We start from the raw sequence: 14,484 nt of genomic DNA, 5'->3' as shown, positions 1-14,484 counted from the left end.
GTGTCCCAAGCCAGGACGGGACAGTGATTGTCCCAACCTGGTGATGCGTCGTCCCACTGCGAGTCGTTTCGGAGCCGGGTTTCATCTGGCTTTGGCGTGACAGATGGTGGGACACCCCGTGGCCTGCTCCTATGAAGCGAGGGAACTCCCGTCGGCGTGCAAGGAGGGGAATCGGTGAGCAGGACCTCCAGGCTCTGGTCCCGGGTCGAAATGCTGCTGCACCTGGTGCGGTCCGCACTCGTGGGCGAGGACGCGTCACCGTCCCGGACGGCTTATGGAAATCAGGTGGTGGTCCTCGGCGCCCTCGGGGGGACGGGGGCCGGTCTGGCGATGACCTGGCTGGGGGCCTCGGCGGTGGACGCGGGGAGTTTCGGCCTCGCCACCGGGGCGGCGATCGTGAAGGTGCTGTCCGGCCCGCGCCGGGGCGGCGGCACGCCCGAAGGGGCGCCGGACGGAGCCGGCGCGGGTGAGCCGGGGGCGGATCCGTCCGGCGCGCCCGGGGACGACGACCTTCCGTGCGGGCCCACGGCCGACGCGCCGCACGGCTCCGACGGCGGCCGGCCGCGCGGCGAACTCGACCCGTGCGACGAGGGGTGACCTCCCGGGAGACGGTGACCTTCCCGGGAGGCGGTGACCTTCCCGGGAGGCCGGCCCCACGGCACATCACCCCGAGCCAAGGCTGATACGCAGCGTGATGTTCCGGGTGGGTCGCAAAGGAGCCGGACGGCTCGCGACCACCCTGGGGGACGGCCGCGTGACGGCACGTCGGGGGCCGGGGCGGCGTAGGGGGTCCGGAGGAGTGAGGAACTCCCGGGCCCTGCCGTTCTGTTCAAGACCGGCTGTGACCAGGTCTGATCGTCTTTCGTCGACTCCGGTACCGCCGGAGTCGACGCTTTATCGGTCCTGTGTGCGAGACCTCATACCAGAGCGGGACCCTGCCCGGGTGACTTTGTCAACTGCCCACCGCACATGATGCCTTGGCGACTACTGTGAGTGTCCGTCGGACGACGTGCGGCCGAATCTCCGGCTCTCTCGACCGACACCGCGATGGCGCATGCCCGAGTCGCGCACCCCGCGCGCACCACCACGCCCGACGGACACAGTACGAGGACCCCGATGTCTCACCTCCGCGCACCGGCCGCACGCGCAGACCACCGTGAGGGCGGACGGCACGGACGACCGGTCGCCCGCACCGCTCCCGCACCGGCCGAGACACACATACGGCCTCAGCTCCTCCGGCTCGCCGTGCTCCCCCCGACCGCCGTCGCCCTCAGTGCCTGCGCGGCCGTGCTGTTCGCCGTCCGCTCCACCGGCACCCGGCCCGGCCCGACCCTGTGGGCCGTACTGGCCGGCGCCCTCGGCGTGACCACCGCCGGCATCCTGATCGCCGCCGTGGCCGCCGACCGCGCCGCCCGCTCCGTCGCCGACCGCATCGACGCCCTGCGCCGGGACAGCGCACGGGACACGGCCGATTTGCGCGCCCTGCTCGACGCGCTGCGCCGCGGCGAGGTCCCGCCCCGGCGCACCACGCGCGGCCGCCCGCCCGCCGACGCCGACGAGCTGGAACTGCTCGCGGCCGACCTGTCCCGCGCCCACGACGCGGCCGTCGACGCCGTCGTCCGGGCGGCCCAGCTCTCCAGTCAGGCCGGCAGCGAACAGAAACTCGAGGTCTTCGTCAACCTCGCGCGGCGCCTTCAGTCGCTCGTGCACCGGGAGATCTCGATCCTCGACGAGCTGGAGAACGAGATCGAGGACCCCGACCTCCTCAAGGGCCTCTTCCACGTCGACCACCTCGCCACCCGCATCCGCCGCCACGCCGAGAACCTCGCCGTGCTCGGCGGGGCGGTCTCCCGGCGGCAATGGAGCAACCCGGTCTGCATGACCGAGGTGCTGCGCTCCGCCATCGCCGAGGTCGAGCAGTACTCGCGGGTCAAGCTGGTGCCGCCGATCGACGGCGAGCTGCGCGGCCACGCCGTCGCCGACGTCATCCACCTGCTCGCCGAACTCGTCGAGAACGCCACCGTGTTCTCCGCCCCGCACACCCAGGTGCTGCTGCGCGCCAACCTCGTCACCTCCGGTCTCGCCGTCGAGGTGGAGGACCGCGGGCTCGGCATGCACGTCGAGGAACAGAACCGGATGAACGCCCTGCTCGCCGACCCCGACCAGGTCAACGTCGGCCGCCTGCTGGCCGACGGCCGCATCGGCCTCTACGTCGTCTCCCAGCTCGCCCGCCGGCACGGCATCCGGGTCCGCCTCCAGACCAACATCTACGGCGGCGTCCAGGCCGTACTCGTCGTACCGCAGGCCGTGCTGGGCTCGGCGCCGGCGCCGGCTCCTGCGCCGAGCGCGCCCGTGCCGCGGACGGAGGAACGCGGCGGGGGAGGGGCGGCCGAGGCGGACGGCGAGCGGGCGGGAGGTGGCCCGGCGCGGGGAGCCCGGGCGATCCCGGCCTCGGCTCCGGCCCCGTCCGGGAGGCGGGTCCTGCCCTCGGCCCCGGTCCTGCCCGAGGGCCCGGGGCGGCACTCGGCCCAGGCACCGGTCACGGGCCCGGCTTCGGCCGGGTCCCGCAGCGGGACTCCGGCCCAGGCCCAGGCCCCGGCCCAGGCCCGCATCCAGGCCCCGGCCCCGGTCCAGGCCCCGGCCCCGGTGCCGGTCCAGGCCCGCGTCCAGCCTCCCGCACCCGTACCCGCTCCGGCTCCGGCTCCGGCTCTCGATCAGGCTTCCGTACCTGCTTCGGCTCCGGCTCTCGATCCGGCTTCCGTACCCGCTCCGGCTCAAGCCTTGTCTTCGGTTCAAGCCCCAGTCCCGATGCAAGCCCACACTCAGGCGCAGGTTCCGGTTCGAGCCTCGGTCCCGGCGCAATCCCCGGCACAATTCCAGGCGCAGGCGCAGGCGCAAGTTTCGGTTCAAGCCCCGGCCCAGGCGGAGGCCCCGGCTCAAGCCCCAGCCCCGGTCCAGGCACAGGCCCCAGCTCAAGCCCCAGCCCAAGTCCCAGCCCCAGCCCCGGTCGGGACACGATCTGCTGCTCAGCCGCAGATCGGAGCCGGACCACGGAGCGCGACCGCATCGCGGCAGAGCGGCCGGGCCGAGGTCGAGGCGCGGTACCGACCACAGGCGGGACTCCAGGCCACGACTCCGTCCTCGGCGGGGCCGCACCAGATGTCCGGCCGGGCGTGGTCGGCGCTGACGCCGCCCGCGACGTCCGCGGAACCCGAGGCCGACCCCGTGACCCGCGCCCCCGACGGGGCAGCGGGCCCGGACGGCAGGGCCCGGCACGACGGCGGACGGGCGGACGGGCGCGGTCCGGCCCCCCTGCCCGTCCGCGGCGCGCAGGGGGAGCGGCCGAACCCGGCGGAGGCCGTGCCCGGCATCCGGTCCGGCGACCGGCCCGTCGTGGAGGGGCACGCGGGCCAGACGCCGCTCCCGCGCGTGGGCGGCGCGGTCCGCGGCACCATGGGCAAGCCCCGACTGCCCCGCCGCCGCGCCCAGGAGCACATCGTGCCCCAGTTGCGCGGCGGCCCGGTCCCCCGCCAGGACACCGACCGGCCCGTCGGCCACGATCCCGGCCTGATGGCGGCCTTCCAGCGCGGCATCGGCCTCGCCGAGGCCCAGCAGAGCCGGGAGGCGGAGGTCTCGGGAGCGGCCGCCGCCGGACCGGCGAAGCCTCTCGCCCCGCCACCCCTGGCCGAAGGTCACACCGCGCCCGCACCCACCCCCGGTGAGGCGTACCGCGCCGACGGTCACGACCACCACCCCACCACCCGGTACGACGGGAGCACACCGGCCGGATGAGCACCCCCCTGACCACCCCCGCCCCCACCCTGACCCCCGCCCCCACCCTGACCCCGACCCCCACCGCTCCCGCGGACCTTCGTACCCCTAGGAGTCGATCCACCATGGCGAGCGACGCGCCGACCGGCCAGGTCTCCGATCTCGACTGGCTGATGAGCGGCCTCGTGCAGCGCGTACCGCACACGACCAGTGCGGTCCTCCTCTCCTGCGACGGCCTCGTGAAGTCCGTCCACGGCCTCGACCCCGACAGCGCCGACCACATGGCCGCCCTCGCCTCCGGCCTCTACTCCCTCGGGCGCAGCGCGGGCGTACGGTTCGGCGACGGCGGGGACGTGCGCCAGGTCGTCGTCGAACTCGACTCGACGCTGCTGTTCGTCACCACGGCCGGCTCCGGCACCTGTCTCGCCGTGCTCGCGGGCCGCGAGGCCGACGCCGCCGTCCTCGGGTACGAGATGGCGATGCTGGTCAAGAGCGTCCGCCCCTACCTGGTGACGGCGCCCCGGCAGCACGCCGTCGAACCGTCGGTGATGGGGCCTTGAGCGTGGCGGCGGCCGGCGACGGGCCCTGGCTCGACGACGCGGCCGGACGGCTGGTGCGCCCGTTCACGGTCAGTAACGGGCGCACCAGACCCACCGTCGCCCTCGACCTCATGTCGCAGGTGAGAGCCACCGGGGTGACGCCCCTGGGCTACCTCGGCCCCGAGCACGCGCAGGCCCTGGAACTGTGCCGCGCACCCGTCCCGGTCGCCGAGGTCGCCGCCCACCTGAAGCTGCCGGCCGCGGTCACCAAGGTGCTGCTGTCGGACCTCGTCGACTGCGGGGCGCTGACCACCAAGCCCCCCGAGTTCCACCACCACCCCACCGACCGGGCCCTACTGGAGGCAGTGCTCGATGGACTACGACGACAGCTCTGAGCGCGACGAGCACGCCGCGCGCGACGACGGCCCCGAGCCCTTCCCCACCGCGCTGAAGATCCTCGTGGCGGGCGGGTTCGGGGTCGGCAAGACGACGTTCGTCGGCGCGGTCAGCGAGATCGCGCCGCTCAGCACCGAGGAACTGCTCACCACCGTCAGCGCCGCGACCGACAACCTAGACGGCATCGAGAACAAGGTCGAGACGACCGTCGCGATGGACTTCGGCCGCATCACCCTCGACCCGCACCACGTGCTGTACCTGTTCGGCACCCCCGGACAGGAACGCTTCTGGTTCATGTGGGACGAACTGTCCGAGGGAGCCCTCGGCGCGGTGATCCTCGCCGACACCCGCCGACTCCAGGAGTGCTTCGCGGCCGTCGACTTCTTCGAGGAACGCGGCCTCGGGTTCATCGTCGCCGTCAACGAGTTCGACGGCGCCCACCGCTACGCCTGCGAGGAGGTGCGCGCCGCCCTCGACCTGCACCCGCGGATCCCCGTCGTGCGCTGCGACGCCCGGATCTCCGCGTCCGGCGTCCAGACGCTGCTCACCCTCGTCAGGCACCTCATCGCGCACGCGCCGGCGGCACCCCAGCCGAGCCGCGGCGCCCACAGGTGATCCCCGCAACCGACGCACCGGAGCCCCCCATGTCCCACGCCCACAGCGACGGAGCCCGGCCATGAGCTACGACCCGCCGCGCCCGGCCGGTCGACTGCTGCTCACTCCCGAGGACGAGGAAGCTCCCGCCCGCACCCGACGGCTGCGCCGACTCGGCCTCGGGGAGCGGCCGGAGCCCGCCCTCGACGCCTTCGCGGACCGTCTGGCCGAACTGGCCGGCGCACCGTACGCCATGGTCAACTTCGTCGGCGAGGAACGGCAGTTCTTCGCCGGACTGCACACCCCGGACGGTGGCGCGGCCGCCCGCGGCGGCAAGCCCGCGCTCGGCCGCCGGCTGCCCCGCGAGTACGGGTACTGCCCGCACGTCGTCGTGCGGCGCAAGGCGCTGGTCCTGGAGGACGTCCGCGACTACCCGCGCTTCGCGGGCAACCCGGCCGTCGACGAGTACGGCATCCGCTCCTACCTCGGCGCCCCGCTCATCGACACGACCGGCATGGTGCTCGGCACGGTGTGCGTCGCCGACCTCGCACCCCGGCCCTGGGGGAAGGCCGGCCTGGCGACCATCAAGGCGACCGCCGCCGACCTCGTCGTACGGCTCGACCGGCCGCCGGCGGACGGGCTGCCGTAGCCCGCCGACGACCGGCATCGCCCTGGTCGTCGCACCCGCCGTGGCCCGGCTCGCCCATACCGCCCCGGGCATACGGATCCGCGTCCAGGACGCCGAGGGCGACGCCAGTCTGCCGATGGTCCTCGACCGGCAGGTCGACATCGCCGTCGCGGTCGAGTACCGCGGGGCCCCGGCCGCCGACGATCCGCGCCTCACCCATGTCCCGCTGTACGCCGAGCCCTTCGACGCGGTCGTCCCGGTCACCCACCGGCCGGCCGACGAGCCCCGGGTGCCGCTCGCCGAGCTGGCGAAGGCCCCCTGGATCGGCCCGAGAAGCGCCCCAGTCCCGCGCTCGGCGCCGCACGGCATGGAGCCGACGGGCGTGGTGGTCCGCCCGGTCGACGGGGCCGCCCCGACCCGCCGGGTCTTCGCGGCGGTGCGGCGCGGCGCGGAGGGCCACCCGCTCATCCGCCAGGTGCTGGACGCGCGCGCGGAGGTCACCCCGGCCGCCACGAGCTGAGCCGACCCCGCATGGGTTTCCCGTATCGGGTGTCCCGCATCTGGGATACAGTCCCGGATATGAGACAGTCACTCGAGGTCGCGGAGGCGGTCGACGCCCGCCTCGCCGCCCGTCTCGCCCAGTTGCGCGCCGAACGCGGCTGGTCGCTGGGGGAGCTGGCCGAGCGCAGCGGGGTGAGCCGGTCGACCCTGTCCCGTGCCGAGCGCGCGGAGATCAGCCCCACCGCCTCACTGCTGAACCGCCTGTGCCACGTCTACGGGCGGACCATGTCCCGGCTCCTCAGCGAGGTCGAGGCGGAGCCCGCGACGCTGCTGCGGGCCGCCGAGCAGCCCGTGTGGGAGGACCGCGACTCCGGCTTCGTCCGCCGCTCCGTCTCGCCGCCGCACCCCGGACTGCGCGGCGAACTGGTCGAGGGCCGGCTCGCCCCGGGCGCCGACATCGCCTACGACCGGCCGCCCGTCCCCGGCCTGGAGCAGCACATCTGGGTCCTGGCGGGCGCCCTCGACGTGACCGCGCAGGACGTCGTGCACCGCCTCGGCGCCGGCGACTGCCTGCGGCTGCGGGTGTGGGGGCCGACGCGCTTCCGGTGCGCCGGCGACGCGGAGGCGCGGTACGTGCTGGCGGTGGTGCTGCCGTGACGCCGGCCCCTCTCGACGCCGCCCGGCTGCCCGAACACATCGAGGGCCTGGCCGACCTGCTGGTGGACACCGTGGACGGCGGCGCCTCGGTGGGCTTCCTCGCCCCGCTCGACCGGGCGGAGGCCGTGGCCTGGTGGAAGGAGCGCCAGGCGGCCGTGGCCGCCGGACACCTCCTGGTCTGGACGGCCCACGACCGCGACCGCGTCGTCGGCACGGTGAGCCTCGCCCCGGCCGACAAGCCCAACAGTCGCCACCGCGCCGAACTCGTCAAGCTCATGGTCCACCGCGACACCCGCGGCCGGGGCCTCGGCCGCGCCCTCCTCGCCACCGCCGAGCAGGCCGCCCGCGCCGCCGGGATCACCCTGCTCCACCTGGACACCGAGACCGACAGCCCCGCCGAGCACCTGTACCGCACCGCCGGCTGGGCCAGGGCCGGGGTGATCCCCGACTACGCGGCGGACCCCGCCGGGATCCTGCGACCCACCACCCTGTACTACAAGCACCTCACCACCGGCTGAGTGTCAGTGGCAGCGGCTACGGTGCGGGACATGCCCGACGCCGAAGACGTACGCCGTATCGCCCTGTCCCTGCCGGACACCACGGAGAAGACCGCCTGGAGCATGCCCACCTTCCGGGTCGCCGGGAAGATGTTCGCCACGCTGCCCGAGGACGAGACCTCCCTCGCCGTGCGCTGCCCCAAGGAGGAGCGGGACGAACTGGCCCTCGCCGAACCCGGGAAGTTCTGGATCGCCGCCCATGAGGCGCAGTTCGCCTGGGTCCGGGTCCGGCTGGCCGCCCTGGAGGACGAGGGCGAACTGCTGGACATCCTCGCGGACTCCTGGCGGCAGGCCGCCCCGCCCCGTCTGCTGGAGGCGTATCCCGAGCTGGGAGTGGCGCGGGACGAGTGACGGCACTCAATGGGTGCACGACCACCGATCCGAGTGCGGTATGGTTTTCCTGCACGTTCGGCCGGGGGAAACCCCAGGTCAGACGGGCCACGGGACGTGGCGCAGCTTGGTAGCGCACTTGACTGGGGGTCAAGGGGTCGCAGGTTCAAATCCTGTCGTCCCGACCAGCTTCATCGCAGGTCGGAAGGCCGTTTTCCCATCACATGGGAGAACGGCCTTTTGTGGTGTTCGGGTTGCGTCCGGACGGTGCCCGGGTTGGTTTCGGGGCTCACCGCGCCATGTTCCGGGGACTCCTCACCGGCGGCCGCGCGTCCGCTTCTCCCGGGGCGGGCTGATGAACTGGAGCTCCAGCGCGACCGGCGGCTCGGTGACGCCCGGTCCGCCCGCGGCCGCCCAGTCCAGGATCTCCTCCGTGCAGTCGTCGTCCATCGCGAACCCGACCCAGGCGGCCCGGCCGCCGGCCCGGCGACCGGCGGCGGAGGGCTGCACGACGATGACGTTGGCCTGGTCGCACGGCCCGAGGCAGTCCGTCGTACGGACCTGGAAGGCGCCGTCCGACGCGGCGGCCGCCGCGCGCAGCCGGTCCAACTGCCAGACGTGGTCGTAGCCGGGGTGCTTGCGGCCGTCACCGCAGCAGCAGCCCCGGCACACGACGAGCGTGCAGGGGCGGCGCGCGGCGGCACCGATCGCCACCGCGCGCCGGCCCGGCAGGGCGGAGTCCGTTCCCACGCCGGTCAGGAGGCCGACAGGCCGACGTGGGCCAGCGCCTGCCGCAGCAGGAAGCCGTGCCCGCCCGGCATCTCGCTCTGCACCGCGGGGGAGGCCGCCTCCTGCGGGTCGAACCACACCAGGTCCAGGGCGTCCTGCCGGGGGCGGCAGTCGCCGGTCACCGGCACGATGTAGGCGAGCGACACCGCGTGCTGGCGCGGGTCGTGGTACGGGGTGATGCCCTGCGTCGGGAAGTACTCGGCGACGGTGAAGGGCTGGAGCGAGGCCGGCACGCGGGGCAGGGCCACCGGGCCGAGGTCCTTCTCCAGGTGCCGCAGCAGGGCGTCGCGGACCCGCTCGTGGTGCAGGACCCGGCCGGAGACCAGGGTCCGGCTGACATTGCCGTCCGGTCCGATCCGCAACAGCAGGCCGATGCTCGTCACTTCACCGCTGTCGTCGACGCGCACGGGCACGGCCTCGACGTACAGGATCGGCATGCGGGCGCGCGCCAGCTCGAGCTCGTCGGCGCTCAGCCATCCGGGTGTGGTCTCGGTCATGTCAGACATTGCTTGATCATACTTTCAGTGTGCGTCGGGGAGCCGGTACACCCGGCGGGCGTTGTCCGCTCCGGCCCACCGGGCCAGCCGCAGCGCGTCGGCCAGGTCCAGTTCGTCCGCGTCCACCCGGTCCTGGAGGAGGTCGCCCAGGCCCCGGCGGAACGCCAGCGCGCCGAGCCCGTAGAACTCGGCGACACCGTAGGCGTCGGAGCTGTACAGCAGTTTGCGGAACGGTGTGATCTCCAGCGCCTCCTCCAGGACCGCCCGGGCCCGGGCCGGGCCGACGTGGTGCAGGGTGAGCCCCACGTCCAGGTACACCTGCTCGTGCACGGCGGCCAGGTAGGCGGCCTGCCGCTGGTAGGGCCAGCAGTGCAGGAGCAGCACCGGGATCGTGCCCGCGGTCAGGCGCAGCCACTCCGTGAGATGGCTGGGATCCACGTCGTGCAGGCGGATGTCGCGGTCGCCGAAGCCCGTGTGCAGCTGGAGCGGCAGGCCCAGGTCGACGGCGGTCCACAGCAGGTGGCGGACGAGGACGGGCTCGTCCAGCCGGCCGCCGCGCGCCAGCCAGCGCCGGGCCGCCCGCGTCACCTCGGCGTCCGAGGGGCGGGCCGGGTCCAGCACGAAACCGGTGCGGTAGGCGGCCACCGACTTCACCGCGACCACCCCCGGGCGGCGCACCGCGTCCAGCGCCGCCGCCCGGAACGCGTCGGCGTAGCCGCCCGCCCCGACGCCCCGCGCGGCCACCTCCTCGGCGACCGGCTCCAGCCGGACGACCTCGTGGGCGACCGCGTCCGCCGCCCCGGCGAGTTCGGCGGGGGTGGTGAGCCGGTGCGCGTCGAACCCGGTGTCCACGCAGAGCACGCCGGTACGGGCGGCCCGCAGGAAGCGCCGGTTGACCTCCTCCGGGCCCAGCTCGGCCCGCCGGGCCAGGTACGCGTCGGCGGGCGCGTGCCGCTCCAGGCCGAGGACGGGCGCGCAGTGGCGCCGTACCGCCACCCCGGCCGGGGTGTCGAACGGCGAGACGCCCGGCCAGCGGTCGCCCTCGGTCAGCAGCGACTCGAAACCCGCCCGGTCCAGGGGGCCGGTGACCACCCCGTGGCAGTGGTGGTCCACCAGCTCCAGCTCGTCGAGCGCCTCGTGGACCGGCCCGCGGGCGCCCACGCCGGTACCTCCAGCGGTAGGCCGGGCGCCCATGTCAGTACCTCCAGCGGCAGGCCGGGCACCCATGTCAGTACCTCCAGCGGTAGGCGGCGGCGACCCGCTCGTCGTCCAGCCCCTCCACGGCCGCGATCTCCCCGCGGCGCACAGCGGTCACGGCGTCGGCGAGGACCGGGCCCAGCGCGGCCCGCAGCACGTCGTCCGCGCGGAACTCCGCCACCGCCTCCTCCAGCGAGACCGGCAGCCGGCGCACACCGCGGGCCGCGGCCCGGTCGGTGTCGAGGCCCACCGGGTCGCCGGAGGTCTCCTCGGGCAGGGTGGCGCCCGACGCGAGCCCGTCGAGGCCCGCGGCGATCAGACAGCCGAGGGCGAGATAGGGGTTGGCGGCCAGGTCCACGGGCTTGACCTCCAGGTTCGCCTGTTCCGCGCGCCGGCCCGCGGTGCCCCGCACCAGCCGCAGCGCCGCCTCCCGGGTCTCCAGGCCCCAGGCGGTGAACACCCCCGCCCACTGGGACGGCCTGAGCCGCAGATAGCTGGCCGGGCTCGGCGCGGTCACCGCCGTCAGAGCCGGCAGGCGGTTCAGCACACCGGCCGTGAAGGCCTCCGCGTCGGCCGTCATGCCGTGGCGGCGGTCGCCGCCGGCGTGCAGGTTCACGCCGTCGCGCCAGGCGGAGAGGTGGACGTGGCCGCCGTTGCCGACCCCCCGCGCCTCGACGGCGGGGGAGAAGGAGACGCGCAGGCCGTGCCGCCGGGCCACCGCGCGGATCGTCTGGCGCACGAGCACGCTGCGGTCGGCCGCCGCCACCGGGTCGAGGGCGCCGACGGAGATCTCGAACTGGCCGGGCGCGTACTCGGGATGGACCTGTTCGACGTCCACGCCCTGCGCCGCGCACGCCGCCAGCAGGTCCGCGGCGCAGTCGCTCACCTCCAGCTGCCGGATCGCGCCGTACGCCGGTCCCGTGGCCGCCGGGACGAACGCGCCGGCGGGCGCGGAGTCCAGGCCGATCACCCACTCGATCTCGACGGCCGCCCGGAAGGACAGGCCGTGCGCGCGGGCCGCGTCGGCGACGATCCGGCGCAGGAACGTGCGGGAGCAGCCGGGATGCCGGTCGCCGTCCTGGGTGATGCGGTCGACCGGTGCCCAGGCCCAGCCGGGCTGCCCGGCCAGCACCACCAGCCGGTCGAGGTCGGGGAAGAGGCGCAGGTCGCCGTCCGGGGAGCCCAGCACGTCGGTGGTGACGACGCTGTCGTCCGACAGGAAGGTGTCGAAGACGGGGGACATGCCGACGCCCCAGGCCGCCGCCGACGCCAGGCCGGCGACCGGGACCGTCTTGACCCGGCCGACGCCCGCGGTGTCGACGTAGGACAGGACGACCCCGTGCACGCCGCGCCCCGACAGCTCCCCGCTCAGGGCTCTGGCCCGTTCCACGTCACCGGGGCGTCCGCCGGGCAGCGGGTCGGCAAGGGTGGTCATACGGCCTCCACGGTCATGGCCCGCACGGGCGGTCGCCGGTCAGGGTCGCACGGCCGGCGCGCCGGACCGCGGCACCACGGCGGCGGAGTCCGGCCCCCGGCCCGTCACCGTGAGCAGGACACCGGCGCGTCGTGCGCCGCCGCGGTGTCCGGCCGCGCCGGCCCGTCCGCCGCGTGTCCGCCCCGCTCACGTCACCGTTCCTTCCCGTGGCGTGCGGTCCGTACGCCACGGAGCCGCCGGGTGATCGACGCCGTCCCGGCAACCGGTGCGGCGGAGACCGCTCCCGCGGGACGCGCGGGGTCCCCCGGTAGGGTGACATTCCGGTCGCCCCCGTACAGGAAGCAGGACATGCCCTACTCTCACGCCCCCCGACTGTCCGTCCCCGAGCCGTCGGCCGCCGCCGCCGACATCCGTCTGATCGTGACCGACATGGACGGAACCCTCCTCGACGACGACAAGCGGGTGCCGCGGGGGCTGTGGGAGGTGCTGGCCCGGCTGCGCGAGCGCGGCGTGCTGTTCGTCCCGGCGAGCGGACGGCAGTACGCGACGCTGGCGCGGGAGTTCGCCGAGGTCGCCGAGGGGATGGTCTTCATCGCGGAGAACGGCACCTACGTCGTCCGGGACGGCGCGGAGGTGAGTTCCGACCCGATGGCGCCGGGTGTGGTCGCGGACGTCGTGGCGGCCGTACGGCGCCTCGCGGCCGACGGCGTCGACGTCGGGGCGGTCGTGTGCGGGAAGCGGTCGGCCTACGTCGAGCGGGCCGACGAGGCCTTCCTGGCCGAGGTGGCGCGCTACTACGTCCGGCACGAGGTCGTCGAGGACGTCACCGCCGTCGACGACGACGTCATCAAGGTCGCGCTGTTCGACTTCGGGCCGGCCGAGCGGACCACCGCACCCGCCCTCGCGCGCTTCGCCGGCACCCACCAGGTCGTGGTCTCCGGCGAGCACTGGGTGGACGTCATGAACCGCACCGCCGACAAGGGCGCGGCCCTGCGCCGCCTCCAGCGCGACCTGGGCGTCACACCCGCGCAGACCATGGTGTTCGGCGACTACCTCAACGACCTGGAGATGCTGGACGCCGCCGACTGGTCCTTCGCGATGGCCAACGCCCATCCCGAGGTCGTCCGCCGGGCCCGCCACCTGGCCCCCTCCAACAACGACAACGGCGTCCTCAAGACGGTCGTACGCTTGCTCGACCTGCCGGTGAGCGGTCTCTGACCGCCCCGGGCCTCGCACCGCGTCGGTACGCGGGACATCGGTACCTCGAAGGGGAGGGAACGGTATGAGTGAGCCGGCCGTCGTCGCGCGTCGGGCCCGCGAGGTGACCTCGGGGCTGAAGGCGGCGGAACTGGAGGAGTTCTACCGGGACCTGCACCGCCACCCCGAGCTGTCCTTCCAGGAGCACCGCACGGCCGCACGCCTCGCGGCACGGCTGCGCGCGGCCGGGTTCGAGGTGACCGAGGGCGTCGCCCGTACCGGGGTGGTGGGGGTGCTGGCCAACGGGGACGGGCCGGTGGTGTGGCTGCGCGGGGACATGGACGCGCTGCCCGTGCGGGAGGCGACCGGCCTCGCCTACGCCTCCACCGTCGACGGCGTGATGCACGCCTGCGGCCACGACCTCCACGTCACCTGGCTGGCCGGTGCGGCCGAGGCGCTCGCCGGGGCCCGCGAACTCTGGTCCGGCACGCTCGTGGTGGTCGGGCAGCCTGCGGAGGAGGCGGAGGGCGGGGCGGCGGCGATGCTCGCGGACGGGGTGCACCGGCGCTTCCCGCGCCCCGACGTGCTCCTCGGCCAGCACGCCACGCCCGGGCCCGCCGGCTTCTTCCCGCACACCCCGGGGCTGACCCTGTCGGCCTCCGACGACCTGGAGGTCGTCATCCACGGTGTCGGCGGGCACGGCTCACGCCCGGAGTCCACGGTGGACCCGGTGGTGACGGCCGCGTACATCGTCACCCGGTTGCAGACCGTGGTCTCGCGCGAGGTGTCCGCCGCCGAGTCCGTGGTGCTGACGGTGGGCCGGTTCCACGCCGGGACCAAGCCCAACATCATTCCGGCCGAGGCGCGGCTCTCGCTGAACGTGCGCACCCAGGACACCCGGGTGCGCGAGCGGGTCCTCGGCGCGGTCCGGCGCGTCGTGGAGGGGGAGTGCCGGGCGGCCGGCTGTCCGGTGCCGCCCGAGATCGATGTGATCCCCGGATATCCGGTCACGGTCAACGACGCGGCCCTGGACGAGGAGATCGCCGCCGTCCACCGGGAACTCTTCGGCGCGCACACCGTGTTCGACTTCGGCCGGGCGATGGGCAGCGAGGACTTCTCCCTGCTCGCTCCGGACGGCGTGCCGTACGACTACTGGTACGTCACGACGACGCCGGCCGCGGTGTGGGAGGCGGCGCCGGGCGAGGAACTGGCGGAGAAGCTGGCCGCCGTGCCCGGCAACCACAGCCCGTCGTTCGCCCCGGACCTCTCCGTGGTCGTCCCCGGCGTGCAGACGCTGGTCTCGGCCGCGCTGAGCCGTCTGGCGTGACGGCGGGGCCGGATCCGCGGGCGGCGCCGGGGCGGGCGCGGGTGCGGTTCGCCGGTCGCGGGCGGCACG

15 protein-coding genes, 1 tRNA gene and 1 pseudogene are annotated in these 14,484 nt (G+C 74.7%); 13 read left to right on the top strand and 4 right to left on the bottom strand.

Going from position 1 to position 14,484, the window contains the following annotated elements; all coding sequences use genetic code 11:
- The first annotated feature begins 174 nt into the window (after window positions 1-174).
- The 11 genes and pseudogenes from ACZ3KJ_RS31780 (at window position 175) to ACZ3KJ_RS31730 (ending at window position 8,161) form a co-directional block, all read left to right on the top strand.
- On the top strand, window positions 175-597 hold the full coding sequence (locus ACZ3KJ_RS31780) for a hypothetical protein (protein ID WP_467532032.1): 423 nt from the start codon (window positions 175-177) through the stop codon (window positions 595-597).
- A 648-nt stretch (window positions 598-1,245) separates the two neighbouring features.
- Complete coding sequence (locus ACZ3KJ_RS31775; protein WP_467532030.1) at window positions 1,246-3,792, top strand: sensor histidine kinase; 2,547 nt, start codon at window positions 1,246-1,248, stop codon at window positions 3,790-3,792.
- 104 nt (window positions 3,793-3,896) lie between these two features.
- The gene (locus ACZ3KJ_RS31770) at window positions 3,897-4,331 is read left to right on the top strand and encodes a roadblock/LC7 domain-containing protein (RefSeq protein WP_467532078.1); all 435 of its coding nucleotides are present in this window, start codon (window positions 3,897-3,899) and stop codon (window positions 4,329-4,331) included.
- A 2-nt stretch (window positions 4,332-4,333) separates the two neighbouring features.
- Window positions 4,334-4,705 carry a DUF742 domain-containing protein gene (locus ACZ3KJ_RS31765; RefSeq protein WP_365458594.1) on the top strand — a complete coding sequence of 124 codons (372 nt, stop codon included), beginning with the start codon at window positions 4,334-4,336 and terminating at the stop codon, window positions 4,703-4,705.
- Window positions 4,683-5,321: a GTP-binding protein gene (locus tag ACZ3KJ_RS31760; protein WP_467532028.1), complete on the top strand. Its 639-nt coding sequence runs from the start codon at window positions 4,683-4,685 to the stop codon at window positions 5,319-5,321. The genes ACZ3KJ_RS31765 and ACZ3KJ_RS31760 overlap by 23 nt, the downstream gene beginning before the upstream one ends.
- 61 nt (window positions 5,322-5,382) lie before the next feature.
- A complete protein-coding gene (locus tag ACZ3KJ_RS31755) occupies window positions 5,383-5,949 on the top strand; it encodes a GAF domain-containing protein (protein ID WP_467532027.1) in 567 nt (188 codons plus the stop codon).
- Window positions 5,906-6,448 (top strand): annotated as a pseudogene (locus ACZ3KJ_RS31750) (LysR substrate-binding domain-containing protein); the annotation flags it as partial. The gene ACZ3KJ_RS31755 and the pseudogene ACZ3KJ_RS31750, both read left to right, overlap by 44 nt.
- A gap of 59 nt (window positions 6,449-6,507) precedes the next feature.
- Entirely contained in the window at window positions 6,508-7,086 is a 579-nt protein-coding gene (locus ACZ3KJ_RS31745; protein WP_467532025.1) for a helix-turn-helix domain-containing protein, read from the top strand.
- Window positions 7,083-7,604, top strand: coding sequence for a GNAT family N-acetyltransferase (locus ACZ3KJ_RS31740; protein WP_467532024.1), 522 nt, complete (start codon window positions 7,083-7,085; stop codon window positions 7,602-7,604). Before ACZ3KJ_RS31745 ends, ACZ3KJ_RS31740 begins: the two co-directional genes overlap by 4 nt.
- Window positions 7,605-7,634: 30 nt before the next feature.
- The gene (locus tag ACZ3KJ_RS31735) at window positions 7,635-7,994 is read left to right on the top strand and encodes an MmcQ/YjbR family DNA-binding protein (protein ID WP_467532022.1); all 360 of its coding nucleotides are present in this window, start codon (window positions 7,635-7,637) and stop codon (window positions 7,992-7,994) included.
- A 90-nt stretch (window positions 7,995-8,084) separates the two neighbouring features.
- Window positions 8,085-8,161, top strand: a tRNA-Pro gene (locus ACZ3KJ_RS31730).
- Between the two features lie 127 nt (window positions 8,162-8,288).
- Here the strand turns inward: ACZ3KJ_RS31730 and ACZ3KJ_RS31725 are convergent.
- From ACZ3KJ_RS31725 to ACZ3KJ_RS31710, 4 genes are read right to left on the bottom strand one after another with little or no spacing between them, the layout of a single operon-like run.
- Entirely contained in the window at window positions 8,289-8,681 is a 393-nt protein-coding gene (locus ACZ3KJ_RS31725; RefSeq protein WP_467532076.1) for a (2Fe-2S) ferredoxin domain-containing protein, read from the bottom strand.
- 47 nt (window positions 8,682-8,728) lie between these two features.
- Entirely contained in the window at window positions 8,729-9,259 is a 531-nt protein-coding gene (locus ACZ3KJ_RS31720; protein WP_385068863.1) for an NUDIX hydrolase family protein, read from the bottom strand.
- 24 nt (window positions 9,260-9,283) lie between these two features.
- A complete protein-coding gene (locus ACZ3KJ_RS31715; protein WP_467532020.1) occupies window positions 9,284-10,453 on the bottom strand; it encodes an amidohydrolase family protein in 1,170 nt (389 codons plus the stop codon).
- Between the two features lie 34 nt (window positions 10,454-10,487).
- Window positions 10,488-11,891, bottom strand: a complete 1,404-nt coding sequence (locus tag ACZ3KJ_RS31710; protein WP_467532019.1) for a type I glutamate--ammonia ligase — start codon at window positions 11,889-11,891, stop codon at window positions 10,488-10,490.
- 348 nt (window positions 11,892-12,239) lie between these two features.
- Between ACZ3KJ_RS31710 and ACZ3KJ_RS31705 the strand changes: the two genes are divergently transcribed.
- Both ACZ3KJ_RS31705 and ACZ3KJ_RS31700 read left to right on the top strand, forming a co-directional pair.
- Window positions 12,240-13,109: a Cof-type HAD-IIB family hydrolase gene (locus tag ACZ3KJ_RS31705; RefSeq protein WP_467532018.1), complete on the top strand. Its 870-nt coding sequence runs from the start codon at window positions 12,240-12,242 to the stop codon at window positions 13,107-13,109.
- Between the two features lie 64 nt (window positions 13,110-13,173).
- Window positions 13,174-14,415, top strand: coding sequence for an amidohydrolase (locus ACZ3KJ_RS31700; protein WP_467532017.1), 1,242 nt, complete (start codon window positions 13,174-13,176; stop codon window positions 14,413-14,415).
- Window positions 14,416-14,484: the final 69 nt, after the last annotated feature.

It is taken from the genome of Streptomyces sp. NPDC003248 (genome assembly GCF_055563235.1).
Note: the sequence above shows the minus strand (reverse complement) of the source record. Positions and strands in the feature narration are given on the sequence as shown.

What these genes read in the sequence shown, in the direction of transcription:
- ACZ3KJ_RS31770 (WP_467532078.1), top strand. Translation starts at nt 3,897, where the DNA reads ATGGCGAGCGACGCGCCGACCGGCCAGGTCTCCGATCTCGACTGGCTG.
- ACZ3KJ_RS31760 (WP_467532028.1), top strand. Translation starts at nt 4,683, where the DNA reads ATGGACTACGACGACAGCTCTGAGCGCGACGAGCACGCCGCGCGCGAC.
- ACZ3KJ_RS31755 (WP_467532027.1), top strand. Translation starts at nt 5,383, where the DNA reads ATGAGCTACGACCCGCCGCGCCCGGCCGGTCGACTGCTGCTCACTCCC.
- ACZ3KJ_RS31745 (WP_467532025.1), top strand. Translation starts at nt 6,508, where the DNA reads ATGAGACAGTCACTCGAGGTCGCGGAGGCGGTCGACGCCCGCCTCGCC.
- ACZ3KJ_RS31735 (WP_467532022.1), top strand. Translation starts at nt 7,635, where the DNA reads ATGCCCGACGCCGAAGACGTACGCCGTATCGCCCTGTCCCTGCCGGAC.
- ACZ3KJ_RS31720 (WP_385068863.1), bottom strand. Translation starts at nt 9,259, where the DNA reads ATGACCGAGACCACACCCGGATGGCTGAGCGCCGACGAGCTCGAGCTG.
- ACZ3KJ_RS31715 (WP_467532020.1), bottom strand. Translation starts at nt 10,453, where the DNA reads ATGGGCGCCCGGCCTACCGCTGGAGGTACCGGCGTGGGCGCCCGCGGG.
- ACZ3KJ_RS31710 (WP_467532019.1), bottom strand. Translation starts at nt 11,891, where the DNA reads ATGACCACCCTTGCCGACCCGCTGCCCGGCGGACGCCCCGGTGACGTG.
- ACZ3KJ_RS31705 (WP_467532018.1), top strand. Translation starts at nt 12,240, where the DNA reads ATGCCCTACTCTCACGCCCCCCGACTGTCCGTCCCCGAGCCGTCGGCC.
- ACZ3KJ_RS31700 (WP_467532017.1), top strand. Translation starts at nt 13,174, where the DNA reads ATGAGTGAGCCGGCCGTCGTCGCGCGTCGGGCCCGCGAGGTGACCTCG.